A 16,355-nucleotide genomic window follows, 5' to 3' on the forward strand; every position below is an offset into this window, starting at 1 on the left:
TACGGACTGGTGCTGGAGCAGGCCTCGTGGAAGGGCCTCAGAGCACCTGCACCACTTCGTTCACTTCGGGAATCGCCTCGCGCAGCTTGCGCTCGATGCCCATCTTCAAGGTCATGGTGCTGCTGGCGCAGCTGCGGCTGGCGCCCTGCAGTCGCAACTTCACGGTGGGGCCGTCGATCTCGACGATCTCGACGTTGCCGCCATCGGCCATCAGATAGGGGCGCAGCTCATCGAGCACCCGCTCGACGTTCTCGACCGTGAGGGCGCGGGGGTCGCTGATCGGGGCCTCGACGCTGGCGCTGGTGTCTGTTGTGGCGGTTTCAGTGCTCATGGCTCTGGGGATCGTTGAGATGACCTTAGGAAGCCACTGGCGGATCCTGGCTGGGTTCCCACTCACACGATCTGCACGGTGGGCCCATAGGCGGCCAGCTGGCGGTCGACGCTCAACAGCAGCAGCGGTTCCCGACGGCTCTGGGCGATCAGCAGCCGATCAAATGGATCGCGGTGACCGACGACGGCCTCCAGCTCGGCCACGGCCAGCAGATGGGTGTTGCGCAGGGCCAGCCAGCGAAAGCCCTGCTGGGGAATCGCCTGCTCCAGACGGACCAGATCCACCGAGAGACGCCCTAGCCCCTGCTTGATGGCGATCTCCCAGAGCGAGGCCTGGCTGACGAACACCGTGTTGGCCGGATCCCTCACCAGAGGAACCGCAGCGGCTGGAAGGCGCGGGTCATCGGCGAGCCACCACAGGACCAGATGGGTGTCGAGCAACAGCCGCGCCATCGCTCAAGTCGCGAGGCTGTCGAACAGCTCCTCGAGGGGGTGGTCGAAATCGTCGGTCAGTGTGATCTCACCGGCCAGGGCGCCGGGTGGTGCCACCCCCTGGCTGGGGGGGCGCCAGGGAACAAGCCGGGCGATCGGCACACCGGAACGGGCGATCACCACCTCCCGGCCGGCCTCCACGTCGTGAAGCAGGCGCGACAGCTGGCTCTTGGCCTGGTGCACATTCACCTGTTGGCTGCAGGCCGGCTCTGAATCGGCTGGCTCAGAACGGGTCTTGGGAATGTGCGATCCCATGGCAGCCGGACTGAACCAAGACTTAGTCTAGTTTGATCCGAAATGCCTGCCTAGGATCAGCCGATCTTTCGGCGGCCTTCAGGGGTTGTCGGGCCTACGACGCGCATGACCGACGTTCCCGTTCAGCGGATCCGCAATTTCTGCATCATTGCCCACATCGACCACGGCAAGTCGACCCTGGCCGACCGGTTGCTGCAGGACACGGGAACGGTGGCGGCCCGCGACATGCAGGCCCAGTTCCTCGACAACATGGAGCTGGAGCGGGAGCGGGGGATCACGATCAAGCTCCAGGCCGCCCGGATGGAGTACAAGGCGGCCGATGGGGAGACCTACATCCTCAACCTGATCGACACCCCGGGCCATGTGGATTTCTCCTATGAGGTGAGTCGCAGCCTGCAGGCCTGTGAAGGCGCCCTGCTGGTGGTGGATGCCAGCCAGGGGGTGGAGGCACAGACGCTGGCGAATGTGTATCTGGCGCTGGAGAATGATCTGGAGATCATTCCGGTGCTCAACAAGATCGATCTGCCCGGTGCTGATCCCGAGCGGATCAAGGAGGAGATCGAGACGATCATCGGGCTCGACACATCGAAGGCGATCGATTGCTCCGCCAAGACGGGCCTGGGTATTCCCGAGATCCTCGAAGCGATCGTGGAGCGGGTGCCGGCACCGCCCGACCGCGTGAACGAGCAGCTGCGCGCCCTGATCTTCGACTCTTACTACGACCCCTACCGGGGCGTGATCGTGTACTTCCGGGTGATCAGCGGCCAGGTGGCGAAGAAAGACAAGGTGCTGCTGATGGCCAGCAAGACCAGCTACGAACTCGATGAAGTGGGGGTGATGGCGCCCGACCAGCGCCAGGTGGAGAGCCTCCATGCCGGTGAGGTGGGCTATCTCTCCGCCTCGATCAAGGCGGTGGCCGATGCGCGGGTGGGCGACACGATCACCCTGGTGGCCGATCCGGTGAGCGAGCCCTTGCCGGGCTACACCGAGGCCAAGCCGATGGTGTTCTGCGGCCTGTTCCCCACCGATGCCGATCAGTACCCCGACCTGCGCGAGGCGCTCGACAAGCTCAAGCTCTCCGATGCAGCGCTGAAGTACGAACCGGAAACCAGCAGCGCCATGGGCTTCGGCTTCCGCTGCGGCTTCCTGGGGCTGCTGCACATGGAAATCGTGCAGGAGCGGCTGGAGCGGGAGTACGACCTCGATCTGATCGTGACGGCCCCCTCGGTGATCTACCGGGTGAACATGATCGACGGCAGCACGCAGATGGTGGACAACCCCGCCACGCTTCCTGATCCGCAGAAGCGGGAATCGATCGAGGAACCCTATGTGAAGCTGGAAATCTACACCCCCAACACCTACAACGGCGCCCTGATGGAGCTGTGCCAGGAGCGGCGTGGTGAGTTCATCGACATGAAGTTCATCACCACCGATCGGGTGACGCTGCACTACGAGATGCCGCTTGCGGAGGTGGTGACGGATTTCTTCGATCAGATGAAGAGTCGCACCAAGGGCTATGCCTCGATGGAGTACAGCCTGATCGGCTACCGCAAGAACGAACTGGTGCGCCTCGATGTGCTGATCAACAGCGAGAAGGCCGATCCACTCACCACGATCGTTCACCGCGACAAGGCCTACAACGTGGGCAAGGGCCTGGTGGAGAAGCTGAAGGAACTGATCCCCAGGCAGCAGTTCAAGATCCCGATCCAGGCCTCGATCGGCAGCCGCATCATCGCCAGCGAGAGCATCAGCGCCATCCGCAAGGATGTGCTCGCCAAGTGCTACGGCGGTGACATCTCCCGCAAGAAGAAGCTCCTGAAGAAGCAGGCGAAGGGCAAGAAGCGCATGAAGGCGATGGGCAAGGTGGATGTGCCCCAGGAAGCCTTCATGGCGGTGCTGAAGCTGAATCAGTAGCGCCGCCGCTCAATCCGTAGCCGCTGTCCGCCGTGATCAGGGTGGCCCGCTCCTGTTCGGGCAGGGCCACGTAGAGGCAGTCGTCCACCCGAGGGCCTGAATCAGCGGCCATCCCGGTCCTCGCGAATCAGGGCTGCCACGTCAAGGCTGCGGCCCGCTGCCGGTGTGGTGGCCCGCAGGCGAGCCAGTTGCCGGATCAGGAGCTGCGCCATGGCGCCTCTGGGATTGCTATCAGTCATTGATGGCGACGAGCTGTCTCGGAAGGGCTGACTCAGTAGAGCTGGCGGTGGCGCGGGGGTGGTCCGATCTGGGTTTCCGAGCCGCCCATGGGGACCAGCCGGCGTGAGCGTTCCCGCTCGATCAGGGCCTTGAGGGCCTCGCGGATCAGCTGGGTGCGCTCCTTGATGCCGCTGAGGTTTCCGGCCTGAGCGAGCAGATCGTCGTCGAGGGTGAGGGTGGTGCGCATAGCAACGAGTCTGCTGTCGCGACGTGGGACTCAAGCCCTGACAGCCCGGGCCGAGCGATTTCGTTACGGTGGGGTCCAGCAGGGGGAAGCTTCATGACGCTGGCCCATCCACTCCCGTCTCCGGCCCTGCAGCCGCTGCAGCTGCCCTGGGATTTACGGCTCAACCCCGATCAGTTCGAGCTGGTGTGCCAGGCCAATCCCGATTCGGTGCTCGAACTGATGGCCGATGGCCGCCTCATTGCCATGACCCCCACCGGCAGCGAAACCGGCGCCCGCAACCAGGCCCTTGGGGCGTTGCTCTGGTGGGCGCTTCGCCGGAGTGGCCTGCCCATGAAAGCGTTCGACAGCTCCACTGGATTTCGCCTGCCCGATGGCTCGGTGCTGAGCCCCGATGCCTCGCTGGTGCGCCTGGATCGGTGGCAGGCGCTCACCCCCGAGCAGCGCCGTGGCTTTGCGCCCCTCTGCCCCGATCTGGTGGTGGAACTGGCCAGCGCGTCCGACGAAGGGCCCCGTGGCGTGAGTGCGCTCCGCCAGAAGATGGACGCCTACCAGGCCAATGGGGCGCAGCTGGGCTGGTTGTTGCTGCCCGAGGAGAGGGCCGTGGAGATCTGGCGCTCAGGGGCTACCGCCCCTGAGCGCCTCGACGACGCCAAGGGGCTGGATGGTGGAGAACTGTTCCCTGGCCTGGTGCTGGATCTGGCCCCGATCTGGGACGTTTGAGAGGGGCCTGTTCCATGCCACAGCGATCATTGAGTGGGTCCGTGCTGCGCTGGCCCAGTTCCGAGAGCTTGCTTGAGGCGGCGGGCCGGTGGGCCCAGCGCCAAGCGACGGCCCAACCGGAGCTGGAGGGGGTGGGTGTCTTCGGCTCCTATGGGCGCGGCGATGCCGGTGTGGGCAGCGACCTGGATCTGCTGCTGGTGCTGCGGCAGTGCGAGCTGCCGATCTGGGAACGCCTGCGCCCCTGGGACACGGCCGATCTTCCGCTGGCCACCGACCTGCTCGTCTACAGCCGCCGGGAGTGGGAGAGCCTCCCCCAGTGGAACCCGAAGCTGGCGGCAGCGCTTGCGCGTGATCTGCGCTGGCTGATCGCTCCGTAGCCCTGGTCAAGCTCAGGTTTGAGCCTGAAATTCAGTAGGCCAGGCGCCGGGGGATAGCTTCGAGCTGGGGCTCGGAACCACCGAGGGCGGCAAGCCGGCGGGCGCTTTCTCGTTGCACGAGGGCTTTGAGTGTTTCGCGGACCAGCTGGGTGCGCTCGCTGATGCCGCTGAGCTGCTGAGCCTGCTTGAGGAGGTCGTCGTCGAGATTGAGAGTGGTCCGCATGCCCCATTTTGATGCGCTGAGCCCGGCGACAAATGCAGAAATGGCGGTGTAACCGCCAGAAGGGCTGCGTTTTTGGCGGCAGTAGGGCGATTTTTCAAGGTCCATGCGCCGCTTGCTGTGCTGATCGCGCCCATGCAACGTTTGTTGAAGCCATCCCCCAGTCCCCGCTGAACCGGGTGGGCACCCCGCCCTGGTTGGGAACGATTGGTGGGTCGTGGATTGAGGAGTCCGCCGATGGCGGTTCCATGGACGGCTCGACGCTGTCGGGCCCTGGGGGGTTGGCGCAGACGAGCGCCGGAGGGGGAGGCGGGCTTTCTGCTGCCGCTGGCGTTCGGGGTGTCGCTGGTGCTGATGCTGAGTGCGCTGTCGGTGCAGACGATGGCGCTGCAGGGCAGCCGGCTGGCGGCGGCGGAGCTGGAGCAGCGGCGGCTGGAGGACGCCCTGGCCTCGGCGGCGGAGCAGGTGGCGAGCCGCCTGAGCGGTGAGCACGCCTGCCTGCTGCCCCTGGCCTCCAGTGCCTGGATCGCGCCGGTGCCCGGCTGCGGGGCGGGGCTGGATCCGGGGCCTCTGCTGAGCGGACGGGTGGGAGAGAACGACTACCGGCTGGTCTCGTGGACGCCGGGGCTGCCTGGAGCGGCGGGCCATCCAGGCGAACTGCGGCTGGAACTGAGCCAGGCGGCTGTGCAGCGGTTGTATGCGCTGGAGCTGGCGGGGGAGGCCCCGCAGCCCCTGCACGTGGCGGGTCTGCGGGGGATGGGGCGATGACGCTGGTGGAGGTGATGGTGTCGTCGGTGGTGTTCGCGCTGGCGGCGAACGGCTCAGCGCAGCTGTGGGGATCGGCCATGGCCTGGAACCATCGCGCCGAGCAACGGCAGGAGCTGCTGAGCCAGCTCGACCTGGCGCTGCTGCAGCGGGAGCGGTCGCTGCGTCTGGCGGCCGCCGGGGTGACGGTGCCGATGAGCTGCGGCGCTGCGGCGGCGTGGACGGGCCTGCAACTGAGCGCGGCCCCGGCCCCACTGCCGGAGGGGGTCATGGTGAGCGCGGAGGCCGCCGAGACGGAAGGCGCCGGGGCTCTGTGGATCACGGCCCGTGCGGAAGACCTGGAGCGGAAGCGGCTGTTCGCTCCCGCGGCCCATGGCCTGTGCAGGCCATGACCAGGCGATTCAGCTCGTGCCGGGGCCCCGCTCAGGGCTTTTCGCTCATGGAGCTGCTCGTGGGCGTGACGGTGCTGCTGCTGGCGGGGCTGGCGATCCAGGCCAGTGGTGAATCGATGGCGCGGCAGCGGCTGGAGGTGGCCACCCGGCGGCTGGTGCTGGGGATCGAGCGGGGTCGCGCGGCGGCGGAACGGCAGGGACGACCCTGTGGCCTGAGCCTGGCGGCGGCGGGATGGCAGGAGCCGCTGAGCGGGTCGCTGGCCGGCCGTGAGCTGGCCGCGATGCCCCTGGGGGAGGGGGTGGAGAACGGCACGATCGAGCTGAGCCACAACCTGCCCGACACCCTGCGCTTCAGCAGCAACGGCCTGGTGCTGGATGGCGGCACGGTGGTGCTCAGCAGCGCCGGCACGGAGCTGCGCCGCTGCCTGGTGATGGCCCTGCCCCTGGGGGTGGTGCGGGTGGGCCGCTACGGCGGCGCGCCCGGCGGCCGGCCCGACAGCAGCGCCTGCAGCCCGGATTCAACCCTGTGAGACCGCTGATGATGCTGAGGGTTCAGACAACGAGACGCCAGGCCAGCGCCGGCTTCGGGCTGGTGGAGCTGCTGCTGGCCATGGCCCTAGGGCTGATGCTGTGTGGCGTGGTGGTGCAGGCGCTGCTGGGGGAGGGGCGCAATGCGCAGCAGTTCTCGCGGCTGGTGCGGGAGCGCAACCATCAGCGGCGGGCGCTGGCGTTGATCCGCACGGATCTGGAGGGGGCCACGGAGGTGGTGAACGAGGCGGCGCCGCTGCCGGTGAGCTGCGGGGTGGCCGGCCGGCAGGTGGTGCTGCAGCTGAAGCGCCAGGGCACGGTGATCAGTTATTCCGTGGGGGCACCGCCGAGCGGCATCTGGCGGGGCCAGGTGCTGATGCGCTGCGGGCCGGCCTATGGGCTGGAGGGGCGCATCGACCCCAGCAGCGCGTCGCTGAGCCGGGTGGTGGTGGATGGTCTGGCGAGTGATCCCAGCCGCTGGACGGGTTGCGGACACTTGCCGGGTGCCACGGCCCTGAATGGGTCCATGGGGTTGCCCTTTTCGGCCTGCCTGGATCCGGCCAGCCAGCTGGTGGCGATGCGGCTGGAGCAGAGCTTCGCTGATGGTGGCGGGCCGGTACAGCGGGTGCGTAGTGAGGCGGTGGCTGGGGCTGGGTAAAGTTCCTACGAGCTTGAATTCGATGGCTCGAAGAACAGCGCAAAAGTTATCCAAAAATGACGCAATAGTTGATCTTTTGCTGGTAACTTTTTGTGGCAATCACGGATTCCTCGATTGTTTATTCCCGCTAAAGAAATAATTTCTCAAGGGCCGCACAGCGGGGATTGATTCTAGGTTTCTTGCGCTAGATGTTGACCTATGGCGCGGAGATGGCGACGTTGCTTGTGCTGGCTCTGATTGCTGTGAATTCTGGAGGTCGGCGGCTTTGGGGAGACTGGAGAGCGCTTTCTGAAGTAGCAGTATTCTGCCCAGGAATAGATTAGCATAGCCGAATGTGCTAACAGGTTGACTACTTGATTCGGTTATTGCTTTCAATGGCCAAGTCTATGGCCAAGGCTTTGCTTGGAGATTGTCCGGCTGATCAATCAGCAATTTAGATCTCAGCCGCTATTGCCCGGACATGGCCAGGAATGATCTGAAGGAGGGCTTGTTGGTAGGCTTTGAGAAGCCATTCCGGCCTGTGACTTGCCAGACGTGGCGCATCTGAGGGGCGCAAGATGCCAGAGTTCTCATCATTCGAAGAATGCTGCGCTTGGTCCTGCGCCCGGCCCAGGGCGATTGTTGGTATTGACCTGGGTGGTGTTCAGGACAGACCCTCAGGGATTTGTTGTCCAGCTTGGTGCGAAAATGGTTGGTGCCTACATGATTGATTCAGTGGATTGGCCATGCGTGCGTCTGTAGGGCCGATGAAGTCAGCGCCAGGTCGCGTATCTTTGTATCGCCGCCTCCTTCCCAGCAGCTTGCTGGCTGTGCTCGCAGGGTTTGCCTTGGTAGTGCTGGCGCATCTGGAATTGTTGGATCGCTCCCTCGCCCAGCGTCACCGCCAGGCCTCTGATCTGGTGCTCCAGCAACTGCTGCAACTCTCACCCAGCGACACTCCTTCCGCCTTTCAGTCCAAACTGGATCGGATCGTGTCCCCTGGTCGATTGCTGTGGCTTGAGCTGGAGGATGGCCGACCCTACCGTTTACCCATCAAAAATGTCACGGTACCGCTAGCGGTGTCGTTCCCCCAGCTGGTGGGCATTGTGGAGCGCCGTTGCGTCGGAGGCGATCACCTGATGAGGGTTGTCGCCGGTGACCGACATTATCTCTGCAGCAGACAGCGGCTCAGCTTCTCTGGCCGGCCAGCAGCGATGTGGGTGGTGGAAGACATTACCTCCGATGTGGAGCACCGGCGCGTCGTGCTGCTGCTGATGATGACCGTTGCATGTGTTGCCTCCCTCATCACCAGCACTTTTCAGCGTCTGGTGTATTGGCGGACGCTACGTCCACTTGATCGGCTTTGTCTCGAGCTGGGCCAGATTGACACCGAGAGCTTGGAGCAGGTTCGTTTGTCGATCAGTGACCAGCCGCTGGAGCTTCAACCTATCGTGACATCCTTCAATGTCTTGCTTGATCGACTGGCGGCTGCCCGTGAGCGACAGCAGACCTTCGTGGATGGAGTGGCCCACGAACTGCGCACACCAATCACGCTGATCAGTGGTTACGCCCAGAGCCTGAAGCGCCAAGCCCGCGGCGGGCCTGGAGGCACAGAAACAGAGATGGAGTGCATCGCCAGGGAGGCTGAACGCATGGGACGGTTGGTAAGCGAACTTCTCGACATCGCCCGGGAGGAGGCCGGTCGCCTTCAACTGGTCCGGGATCCACTCGATCTCGACGATGCCGTGCTCGTGGCCTTTGAGAGGCTTGAGCCCTTGGCTTCCGCTCGTCTGCGGCTTCGCTTGCCTCAGGACGGCGCGCCACCTCTGGGTCTGGGCGACGGTGAGCGACTGCAGCAGTGCCTCACCAACTTGGTGGACAATGCCCTCAAATATACTCCTCAGGACACAGTAATTGAACTGTTCTGCTCAGTTAGCGCCAGAGAGGCAGTAGTGCATGTGCGCGATCATGGCCAAGGTGTGCCTCTGGCGGAACAGGAGCTCATCTTTGAGCGCTTTGTGCGTGGTTCCTCTGAGGTCAGTGCCAGTGCCAGCGGCAGCGGCATCGGCCTGGCGATGGTGCGCCTGCTGATGCGGCGTATGGGCGGTGATGTGCGGGTGGAGTCAACTCCAGGCCGCGGTGCCGACTTCCAACTGGTGCTGGAGCGGGCAGAGCTCAGTTCTTCGGTTCCCCCTCTTTGAGGATGAAGCCCACGCCGCGCACGGTCTGAATTAGGGTAGGCAAACCGTAGCGTTCGATCTTCTTGCGCAAGTAGCGTATGTAGACATCCAGCAGGTTGGCGTCGCCAACGAAGTGTTCGCCCCACACGTTGTGCAGAAGCATCTGGCGCTCCTGCACCCTGCGGGGTTCTTTGAGCAGGGCCAGCAGCAGGTCGTACTCACGCACAGTGAGCTGGATCTCCTCTCCGCCGCGGCTCACTTCATGGCTGGCGGTGTTCACCCGTAGGTCGGCGAAGCTCAGCACCTCCCCTTGGCCGTTGGCGGATTCTTTTCGGCGCAGCCGTGCCCGGACCCTAGCCAGCAGCTCCTCGATCGAGAAGGGTTTGGTGAGGTAGTCGTCGGCCCCGGCATCAAGCGCTTCCACCCGCTCGGCCACCGCATCTCGGGCCGTGAGCATCAGCACCGGGGTGTTGAGCTCGCTGGCCCTCAGCCGCAGGCACACCTCCACGCCAGTGAAATCGGGGAGGATCCAGTCGAGTAGCACCAGGTCCCAGGGGGCTTCACGGAGGCGGATCAGTGCCTGCTGGCCAGTGCCCGCCATCTCCACCGCATAGCCCTCAACCGCCAGTTCACCGGCGAGGAAGCGGCGCAGCGCGGGGTCATCGTCAACGATCAGTACCCGGTGCTGGTGGGCCATGGGAATCCTATCGATCGTTGCCAGGATGGTTGGGGACGGTTCATCTGGCTGTCTCGATCGCAGCCTGGCATACATACCTCAGCTCTTCGATAAGGCGCAGGAATTACGCGCGAGGGGCCGGCAATTGGCAGGGATCCTCCCCATGGCGGGCTTCCACCGAGAAGGTTTGAAGCTCAAGCAGATCTGCTGCCAGTGCAATCCCAGACAGAGCAGCTGGTTCGGCCAGATCATGCCGTCGCGGCAGACGAGTATCACCCAGCAGCTCCAGGCCTTGAGAATCTTCTTCACCGCCTGCAGGGCGGTGAAGCCCCTGGTATCTGGCTTAGTGCAAGCGGTCCCACAGTGAAGAGTATCTGGCAGCTGTGCCACAACCTCAGCGCTTATGACGCCACCAATGTGGCCCTGACAGAAGCTCTTGACTGTCCGTTGCTCAGTGCCGATCGTCGCTTGGCGAGGGCACCTGGTCTGGTTTGTCCCGTTCAGTTAGTCCCTGCTTGAACAACACCAGGCAGCAGGCCCTCACTTCTGCCCCAGAATGCCCCTGCCCCAGCCCAATCACTGATGACCACCCCGCCGATTATCGGGCTGCTGCGTCGCTGGAGGCCCCGTGACCTCTCTGGCCGGATGGCGCGCTGGGGGCTTGTGATCGTGCTGGTTTACGGGCTAATCGCCCTGCTCACGCCGCTGCTGATCCATCTGGGGGTGCTGGCGGATCCCAATGCCGGTCTCGACAATCCCATCTACGCCACTCCGTCGTTGCAGCACTGGTGCGGCACCGACCGGCTCGGACGCGACGTGTGCGTTCGCACCCTCTCAGGCGCCGGCGTGGCGCTGCAGGTGGTGCTGCTGGCGCTGGTGGTGGCCCTGGTGATCGGCGTACCCCTGGGCATGCTCAGCGGCTACCTGGGCGGCTGGTTCGACCGGGTGCTGGTGCTGCTGATGGACACGCTCTACACCCTGCCGGTGCTGCTGCTCTCAGTTGTGCTGGCCTTCCTGCTGGGCCGGGGCCTGCCCAATGCGGCCGCCGCCCTGTGCGTGGTGTACATCCCCCAGTATTTCCGGGTGGTGCGGAACCAGACGGCTCAAGTGAAGGCCGAGCTCTACATCGATGCCGCCCGCACCCTGGGGGCTGGGCCGCTCTGGATCCTGCGCCGTTACCTGTTCCGCAACGTGATCACCTCGGTGCCGGTGCTGCTCACGCTCAATTCGGCCGATGCGGTGCTGGTGCTGGGTGGCCTGGGTTTCCTCGGCCTCGGCCTGCCGGAAACCATCCCCGAGTGGGGCGGCGACCTCCAGCAGGCCCTCACCGCCCTGCCCACCGGCATCTGGTGGACCGCCCTCTACCCCGGCCTGGCGATGTTCGTGCTGGTGCTGGGGCTCTCGTTTCTGGGGGAAGGGCTGGAGACGTGGGTGAGCGGGGGGGATGGGGGGCGCGGAGGGTGATGAGTCCTCACGTCATGTCCGTGAGGTAGGAAGGCGGCGATGGCTCGATCCATGTCAAGACAAGGCACAGGCAATTGTCCCATTCCCGTCTATTATGATGGTTGCTGTGCTGTTTACTGCGGTTGAAGTCCCAGCCAGACAGCGAATACCCACCGGCCCTGCTGTCCACTTGGCTGTATAGGTGCCACCTGTAGAAGCATCACAGGGTTGTGGATTGGCAACCCCAACAGCGGCAGGTGGATTGGGTGCACCGCCAATGTCCGAAGCGGCAAATGTCGCACACTCCTTCGCCAGTCCAAGGGCTTCACCAATGGCCGCTCCTGCTTGGGCTGCATTGCGGGCTTGCAGGTATTGCGGGAGTGCCACAGCGGAGAGAATGCCGATAACAGCAACCACGATCATCAGCTCCACCAATGTGAATCCCTTGGTGACGATGTTGGTACTGGCTTGGCGTTGCCTCAGTTGACGGATGATGGCGAGGTTCATGTGGGTGGTGCGCATGGTCAGAGCTTTCAAGTCGACGCTCATCAGCGTTCCCTTCTCGGCGTGCGTGCGTCGTTTGGCTGAAACCCTCACCTCATGAGTCATTGAGGTCCACGGTTTTGATGGCAAACTCTGCTCGTAGCAATCTGTTTGGCCCTTGCCGTTGGCGTGGCCAGGGGCGCGATGACAAGGAAAATTGTGGAAATGGTATCTGAATCTCACCTTTTTCTAATACAAAGCCAATCAGTTACTCATTGTTTTCTAAGCAAAGCAGATCCGCCGTTGACTCTTTTTGTTGTGAGAGGCTCTTCAGCGCTCAGCTCACTCCTGACCTTGGCCGGCGTCAGAATCACAGAAGTCAATGTTGTTCGCTAATGCCCATCTGGGTCACCCTTGGCCTCCTGGCCGCCTCTGTTCTGCTCTGGTTGCTGGGCACCGCCAACGGCGACGACGTGATCGGCCTGCTCGAGCGCCTGATCGCCCTTGGTGCCCTGGCGGTTGTGCTGCTGGTGGCGCGGCCGCTGCCGCTCGAGATCCTCGGCGTGGGCGTGGCTCTCTGGTTGCCCCGGGCCCACAGCGGCCAGGCGGCGCCGCCGCTGCCCAGCCGCAACGACGTGCTGATACCCTTCCTCTGAGCCGCAACCGGCCGAGCCGGCCGCTTCAGCAGCGCAGCTTCAGGGTGCGGGGCAGCTCTTCGCTGATCTCACCGTCTGCCGTGAGCGCGGGGTAGGGGCGCCCCTGGCGCCGGCACCAGTCGGCCACCTGGGGGTAGGCCCACTCGAACAGCAGGCCCTCGCGTGCTCCAGCCGGCAGGCCTTCGCCCGCTTCGGGCACCAGGCCCTCCGCCTGTCGCTGCCGCAGCGCCTCGAACAGCAGCACCGCCGCCGCCACTGACACATTCAGCGACTGCACCATGCCGCCGGTGGGTATGAACAGGGCCTGATCCACCATCGCCGCCGCCGCTTCGCTCAGGCCCCACTTCTCCGCCCCCAGCAGGAAGGCCGTGGGGCCTGTGAAGTCGCACTGGCGATAGTCCACGGCGTCGGTGCCCAGCTGGGTGCCGTAGAGCCGGAAGCCTTGCTGCTTCAGCTGGCCCAGCACCTCCTCCACCCGCTCGTGGGGGCGGAGCGGCACCCACTTCTGGCTGCCCTGGGCGGTGCTGTTGAACGTGCGCGGCCGGCCCTTCAGGCTCACCACATGGGCCTCCAGCACCCCCACCGCATCGCAGCTGCGCAGGATCGCCGAAAGGTTGTGGGGTTTGTCCACCGCCTCCAGCACCACCGTGAGATCGGCCATGCGCCGGTCGAGCACGGCGCGGATCCGCTCGAAGCGGCGGGGCAGCAGGGGCATGGGCGCGGTGCGGGCTGCGCTCAGTTCAGCACCGGATCCAGCCCGGGGATGAAGGCGAGGCTGTCGCCGCTGCTGCGCACCGCCACGCCTTCCTCGAAGCGGCGGAAGGTGCCCTGATCGTCCTGGGCCTGGCCGCTGCCGTCTTCGGCGCGGATCGCCACCCGCCCATCGCGGAAGAAGGCGTAGGCGTTGCGGGAGCCATCAGCCCAGGCCAGGTCGTACAGGGTGCCGCCATTGCGGGCGCTCACGCGGTTGATGCGGCAGGGGATCTGCTCCTCCTCGCCGCCTGAGGCGCGGAAAAGGCACACCGTGTCGTCGCCGCGGGCGATTTCAGGCTGGCGCGGGCGCCTCGCCTGGCGTTGGCCTGGAGGCTCCGCTGCAGGCTGGCCAGCTGTGCTTCCCGTGGGCAGTTGCGCCAGGAACTCGCGCACCACCTTCGACGACACCGCGAAGTTCAGCCCCTCGCTGTCGCCGAATTTGAAGGTGGCGATGCCCGCCACACAGTTGCCCGCATCCAGCACCGGTCCGCCGGAATTGCCCGGGTTCACCGCCGCATCGATCTGCAGGATCTGCTCATTGCCGCGCAGGCTGCTCACCACACCACGGCTGAGGCTGAACTCCAGGCCCTTCGGGGCACCGATCACGAATACCTCCTGACCCACCGCCGAGGCCTGATCGCGCATGCGCAGCACCTTGCCGCGCTGGCCCTCCACCGCCAGCAGTGCCAGGTCGCTGGTGGGAGCCTCGCTTGATCCGCGCGCCACCACCCGGGCCCGGTCGCTGCTGCCATCCACCCACTTCAACCGCACCTCGTCGCTGCCGTCGACCACATGGGCGTTGGTGGCCAGGTAGGTCATGCCGTTCTGCTGGGCCACCACGAAGGCGCTGCCCATGCCGCTGCCCGTGGATACCACCGCCACCCCGTCCCGGGCCGAGCGGAACACCTCCTCGGCGCTCTGGCGGCCCGTGGCGCAGGAGCGGGGCTCAATGGCCTCCGCCTTGGCGGCGGCTGCGGGCAGCGTCGCGGCCGCTGGCTTGGCCGCCGGCACCTCGGCGTTGGCGCGCACCAGGCCGCAGCCCGAGAGCGTGATGGCCAGGCCGGTGGCCCCTAACTTCAGCGCCCAGGCGCTGCGGCTGATCCTGCTGTTGCTCTGCATCGTGGTGACCCGTCGGAGGGCTCGAACGAGTGGTGAACTCCGTTCTATGGCCGTGATCGGTCCGTTTCGATCGGCTTTCCGCCGCCGCTGATGACAGGATCTTCCCGCCGCTCCCTCCGGTCAGCCCTTGTCATGGTTGATGGCACTCCGGGCTTCGATCAGCGGGTGTGGGACGCCGTGACGCTTGTTCCCGCCGGCCGGCTCGCCACCTATGGCCACTGATGATTCCGGGACCCCACCACCACGGGCCTGACCCGCCTATTGCCTGACCCGTTCCCTCGTGGAGCGGTGTCTTTCCGCATGACCTGTCGGTCCGTGTGGTGGGGCAACCAGCCGGGGAGTCCCGTGACCTCATAGGAGTCCGACTTCATCGTCCCGTCAGTGGCCTGTCCGTCTGCCTGGCTGGTTGCACCTCCTCCAACCCTCAGCAGTGATGACCGCAGCAGCGACAGCACCTACCACCGAGACCAGTACTGGCCCCGATGTAGTGATCGGCGTCGACACCCACAAGCACACCCACATGGCGGTGGCCCTGAGCGCCTATGGCGGCTTGCTGGGGAGCCTCAAGCTGGATGCCCAGCGCAGCGGCTACCAGGAGCTGATCCGCTGGGCCGCTGAATTCGGCTCCAACCCGGTATTCGCCGTGGAGGGCACCGGTTGCTACGGCGCCGGGCTCTGCCGGGCCCTGAAGGGTGCAGAGCTCCCCGTGGTGGAAGTGAACCGACCGGATCGCTCCACCCGGCGGCGCATCGGCAAGGACGACACCATCGATGCGGAGGCTGCTGCTCGCTCTTACATCGCCGGTCAGGCCACGGTCATCCCCAAGGCGGGTGACGACCTGGTGGAGATGATCCGCATGCTCAAGGTGGCCAAGGACTCCGCCACCGACAACCGCACTGCGGCCCTCAATCAGCTGCACGCGATCGTGGTGACAGCACCGGCTGCGCTGCGGGAACGGCTGCAGCGGCTCAAGGGCAAGGAACTGGTGGAATGCTGCAGTGGCCTGCGTTCTGGCGACATCAGCACTCCTCTAGCGGCAGCCAAGATGACCCTGCGCACCCTCGCCCGTCGCATCCAGCAGCTGGATCAGGAGCTCAAGGACACCGTTGCGCAACTGGATCGATTGACCATGCAGCACTGCCCAGAGCTGCGCAACACCTACGGCATCGGTGTGGACATCTCCGCCACCCTGGTCGTGGCGGTGGGAGACAACCAAGAGCGGATGAAATCCGAGGCCTCATTTGCTGCTCTCTGCGGTGTTAATCCCCTACCGGCCAGCTCGGGCAAGGTGGTGAGGCACCGGCTGAACCGCAGCGGCAACCGCCAGGCCAACTGCGCTCTGCATCGCATCGTCATCTGCCGGCTGAAATGGCATCAGCAGACCAAGGAGTACGTCGAGCGCCGCACCGCAGAAGGCCGCACGATGAAGGAGATCATCCGCTGCCTCAAGCGATTCGTGGCCCGTGAGGTGTTCGGCATCCTGCGTGGTGGTCCAGCCGTTCGCACGGCAGCGGTCTGATCAGCAGCGGGCTTACTGCAGTCGCCCAGGCTCCCGGCGGAGCCGTTGCCTGCCCTCCATGGCAGGCGGCGGATCCGGCGGAACCAGAGCCGGCCGGTGGTTCACTCCTCAACGGGGATCAGCACGTCGAGTAGCTCGGTCCGCAGCGGCTGGCCAGCTTGCTCTGGCACGACCAGAACGACGGCCTTGGCCTCGATCAGATCGCTGTCGTCAGCCATGGCCTCGCCATCGGCCTCCCAGCTCTCCAGCGCCGCATCCAGCCAGCGGGTCTTGGTTTCCAGGAAGGCGATCGCCTCGTCAGGACTCCAGCGGGCCTCGCTGCCGCGACAGGGATAGCGCTGCAGAAGCTCCAGGATCCCGATCTCCTGCAGCTCAGGGGTGCCGGTGGGATCGCGCACCAGAACGGTGTCGGCATCGGTGGCGTTGTCGA

General features: G+C 65.2%; 23 protein-coding genes. 12 read left to right on the forward strand and 11 right to left on the reverse strand.

From position 1 onward, the window contains the following. Positions 1-37: 37 nt before the first annotated feature. From KBY78_RS03185 to KBY78_RS03195, 3 genes are all read right to left on the reverse strand, one after another. Positions 38-331 (reverse strand): NifU family protein, encoded by a 294-nt coding sequence (locus KBY78_RS03185; protein WP_255142304.1) that lies wholly within the window; start codon positions 329-331, stop codon positions 38-40. 62 nt (positions 332-393) lie between these two features. Further along, the gene (locus tag KBY78_RS03190; RefSeq protein ID WP_006170062.1) at positions 394-783 is read right to left on the reverse strand and encodes a type II toxin-antitoxin system VapC family toxin; all 390 of its coding nucleotides are present in this window, start codon (positions 781-783) and stop codon (positions 394-396) included. Between the two features lie 3 nt (positions 784-786). Continuing rightward, positions 787-1,077, reverse strand: a complete 291-nt coding sequence (locus KBY78_RS03195) for a type II toxin-antitoxin system Phd/YefM family antitoxin (protein WP_255142305.1) — start codon at positions 1,075-1,077, stop codon at positions 787-789. A 105-nt stretch (positions 1,078-1,182) separates the two neighbouring features. On the opposite strand from KBY78_RS03195, the gene lepA reads away from it, so the two are divergent. After that, positions 1,183-2,991 (forward strand): translation elongation factor 4, encoded by a 1,809-nt coding sequence (gene lepA, locus KBY78_RS03200; protein ID WP_255142310.1) that lies wholly within the window; start codon positions 1,183-1,185, stop codon positions 2,989-2,991. Here the strand turns inward: lepA and KBY78_RS03205 are convergent. Both KBY78_RS03205 and KBY78_RS03210 read right to left on the reverse strand, forming a co-directional pair. Beyond that, positions 2,963-3,103: a hypothetical protein gene (locus KBY78_RS03205; protein WP_255142311.1), complete on the reverse strand. Its 141-nt coding sequence runs from the start codon at positions 3,101-3,103 to the stop codon at positions 2,963-2,965. The genes lepA and KBY78_RS03205 overlap by 29 nt on opposite strands. A gap of 159 nt (positions 3,104-3,262) precedes the next feature. Next, positions 3,263-3,457, reverse strand: a complete 195-nt coding sequence (locus KBY78_RS03210; protein ID WP_255142313.1) for a type II toxin-antitoxin system VapB family antitoxin — start codon at positions 3,455-3,457, stop codon at positions 3,263-3,265. 93 nt (positions 3,458-3,550) lie between these two features. Here KBY78_RS03210 and KBY78_RS03215 point away from each other — a divergent pair, with 93 nt between their 5' ends. Both KBY78_RS03215 and KBY78_RS03220 read left to right on the forward strand, forming a co-directional pair. Then, positions 3,551-4,177 carry a Uma2 family endonuclease gene (locus KBY78_RS03215; RefSeq protein ID WP_255142314.1) on the forward strand — a complete coding sequence of 209 codons (627 nt, stop codon included), beginning with the start codon at positions 3,551-3,553 and terminating at the stop codon, positions 4,175-4,177. 41 nt (positions 4,178-4,218) lie between these two features. Beyond that, the gene (locus KBY78_RS03220) at positions 4,219-4,554 is read left to right on the forward strand and encodes a nucleotidyltransferase domain-containing protein (protein ID WP_255142315.1); all 336 of its coding nucleotides are present in this window, start codon (positions 4,219-4,221) and stop codon (positions 4,552-4,554) included. Between the two features lie 31 nt (positions 4,555-4,585). Here the strand turns inward: KBY78_RS03220 and KBY78_RS03225 are convergent, their stop codons facing one another. Further along, a complete protein-coding gene (locus KBY78_RS03225; RefSeq protein WP_255142317.1) occupies positions 4,586-4,777 on the reverse strand; it encodes a type II toxin-antitoxin system VapB family antitoxin in 192 nt (63 codons plus the stop codon). Positions 4,778-5,011: 234 nt separating this feature from the next. On the opposite strand from KBY78_RS03225, the gene KBY78_RS03230 reads away from it, so the two are divergent. The 5 genes from KBY78_RS03230 to KBY78_RS03250 all read left to right on the forward strand — a co-directional run bounded on the left by KBY78_RS03230 (position 5,012) and on the right by KBY78_RS03250 (position 9,297). Beyond that, a complete protein-coding gene (locus KBY78_RS03230) occupies positions 5,012-5,542 on the forward strand; it encodes a hypothetical protein (RefSeq protein ID WP_255142319.1) in 531 nt (176 codons plus the stop codon). Then, on the forward strand, positions 5,539-5,931 hold the full coding sequence (locus tag KBY78_RS03235; RefSeq protein WP_255142325.1) for a hypothetical protein: 393 nt from the start codon (positions 5,539-5,541) through the stop codon (positions 5,929-5,931). Before KBY78_RS03230 ends, KBY78_RS03235 begins: the two co-directional genes overlap by 4 nt. Positions 5,932-5,978: 47 nt before the next feature. Continuing rightward, complete coding sequence (locus KBY78_RS03240) at positions 5,979-6,461, forward strand: GspH/FimT family protein (RefSeq protein ID WP_255142327.1); 483 nt, start codon at positions 5,979-5,981, stop codon at positions 6,459-6,461. A gap of 8 nt (positions 6,462-6,469) precedes the next feature. After that, entirely contained in the window at positions 6,470-7,117 is a 648-nt protein-coding gene (locus KBY78_RS03245) for a prepilin-type cleavage/methylation domain-containing protein (RefSeq protein ID WP_255142329.1), read from the forward strand. Between the two features lie 854 nt (positions 7,118-7,971). Further along, the gene (locus KBY78_RS03250) at positions 7,972-9,297 is read left to right on the forward strand and encodes a sensor histidine kinase KdpD (RefSeq protein WP_255142333.1); all 1,326 of its coding nucleotides are present in this window, start codon (positions 7,972-7,974) and stop codon (positions 9,295-9,297) included. Here KBY78_RS03250 and KBY78_RS03255 read toward each other — a convergent pair. Then, the gene (locus KBY78_RS03255; RefSeq protein ID WP_255142334.1) at positions 9,272-9,973 is read right to left on the reverse strand and encodes a response regulator transcription factor; all 702 of its coding nucleotides are present in this window, start codon (positions 9,971-9,973) and stop codon (positions 9,272-9,274) included. The genes KBY78_RS03250 and KBY78_RS03255 overlap by 26 nt on opposite strands. Positions 9,974-10,597: 624 nt before the next feature. Between KBY78_RS03255 and KBY78_RS03260 the strand changes: the two genes are divergently transcribed. Continuing rightward, positions 10,598-11,416, forward strand: a complete 819-nt coding sequence (locus KBY78_RS03260; RefSeq protein ID WP_037979979.1) for an ABC transporter permease — start codon at positions 10,598-10,600, stop codon at positions 11,414-11,416. A 54-nt stretch (positions 11,417-11,470) separates the two neighbouring features. Here KBY78_RS03260 and KBY78_RS16245 read toward each other — a convergent pair whose 3' ends face one another. Beyond that, positions 11,471-11,944 (reverse strand): prepilin-type N-terminal cleavage/methylation domain-containing protein, encoded by a 474-nt coding sequence (locus KBY78_RS16245; protein ID WP_315856632.1) that lies wholly within the window; start codon positions 11,942-11,944, stop codon positions 11,471-11,473. A 329-nt stretch (positions 11,945-12,273) separates the two neighbouring features. Between KBY78_RS16245 and KBY78_RS03270 the strand changes: the two genes are divergently transcribed. Then, positions 12,274-12,534, forward strand: coding sequence for a hypothetical protein (locus KBY78_RS03270; protein WP_006170080.1), 261 nt, complete (start codon positions 12,274-12,276; stop codon positions 12,532-12,534). A gap of 25 nt (positions 12,535-12,559) precedes the next feature. Here the strand turns inward: KBY78_RS03270 and trmH are convergent, their stop codons facing one another. Together trmH and KBY78_RS03280 are read right to left on the reverse strand one after the other, a co-directional pair. Beyond that, on the reverse strand, positions 12,560-13,249 hold the full coding sequence (trmH, locus tag KBY78_RS03275) for a tRNA (guanosine(18)-2'-O)-methyltransferase TrmH (RefSeq protein ID WP_006170081.1): 690 nt from the start codon (positions 13,247-13,249) through the stop codon (positions 12,560-12,562). Positions 13,250-13,269: 20 nt separating this feature from the next. Continuing rightward, positions 13,270-14,406, reverse strand: a complete 1,137-nt coding sequence (locus tag KBY78_RS03280; protein WP_255142337.1) for a S1C family serine protease — start codon at positions 14,404-14,406, stop codon at positions 13,270-13,272. A gap of 132 nt (positions 14,407-14,538) precedes the next feature. On the opposite strand from KBY78_RS03280, the gene KBY78_RS03285 reads away from it, so the two are divergent. After that, entirely contained in the window at positions 14,539-14,628 is a 90-nt protein-coding gene (locus tag KBY78_RS03285) for an MGMT family protein (RefSeq protein WP_255142338.1), read from the forward strand. 211 nt (positions 14,629-14,839) lie between these two features. Continuing rightward, the gene (locus tag KBY78_RS03290) at positions 14,840-15,925 is read left to right on the forward strand and encodes an IS110 family transposase (protein ID WP_255142339.1); all 1,086 of its coding nucleotides are present in this window, start codon (positions 14,840-14,842) and stop codon (positions 15,923-15,925) included. 101 nt (positions 15,926-16,026) lie between these two features. Here KBY78_RS03290 and KBY78_RS03295 read toward each other — a convergent pair. Further along, the coding region (locus KBY78_RS03295; RefSeq protein ID WP_255142340.1) for a hypothetical protein at positions 16,027-16,355 on the reverse strand (329 nt) is incomplete at its 5' end.

It is taken from the genome of Synechococcus sp. EJ6-Ellesmere, assembly GCF_024345875.1.
In the GTDB taxonomy this organism is placed as follows: domain Bacteria; phylum Cyanobacteriota; class Cyanobacteriia; order PCC-6307; family Cyanobiaceae; genus Regnicoccus_A; species Regnicoccus_A antarcticus.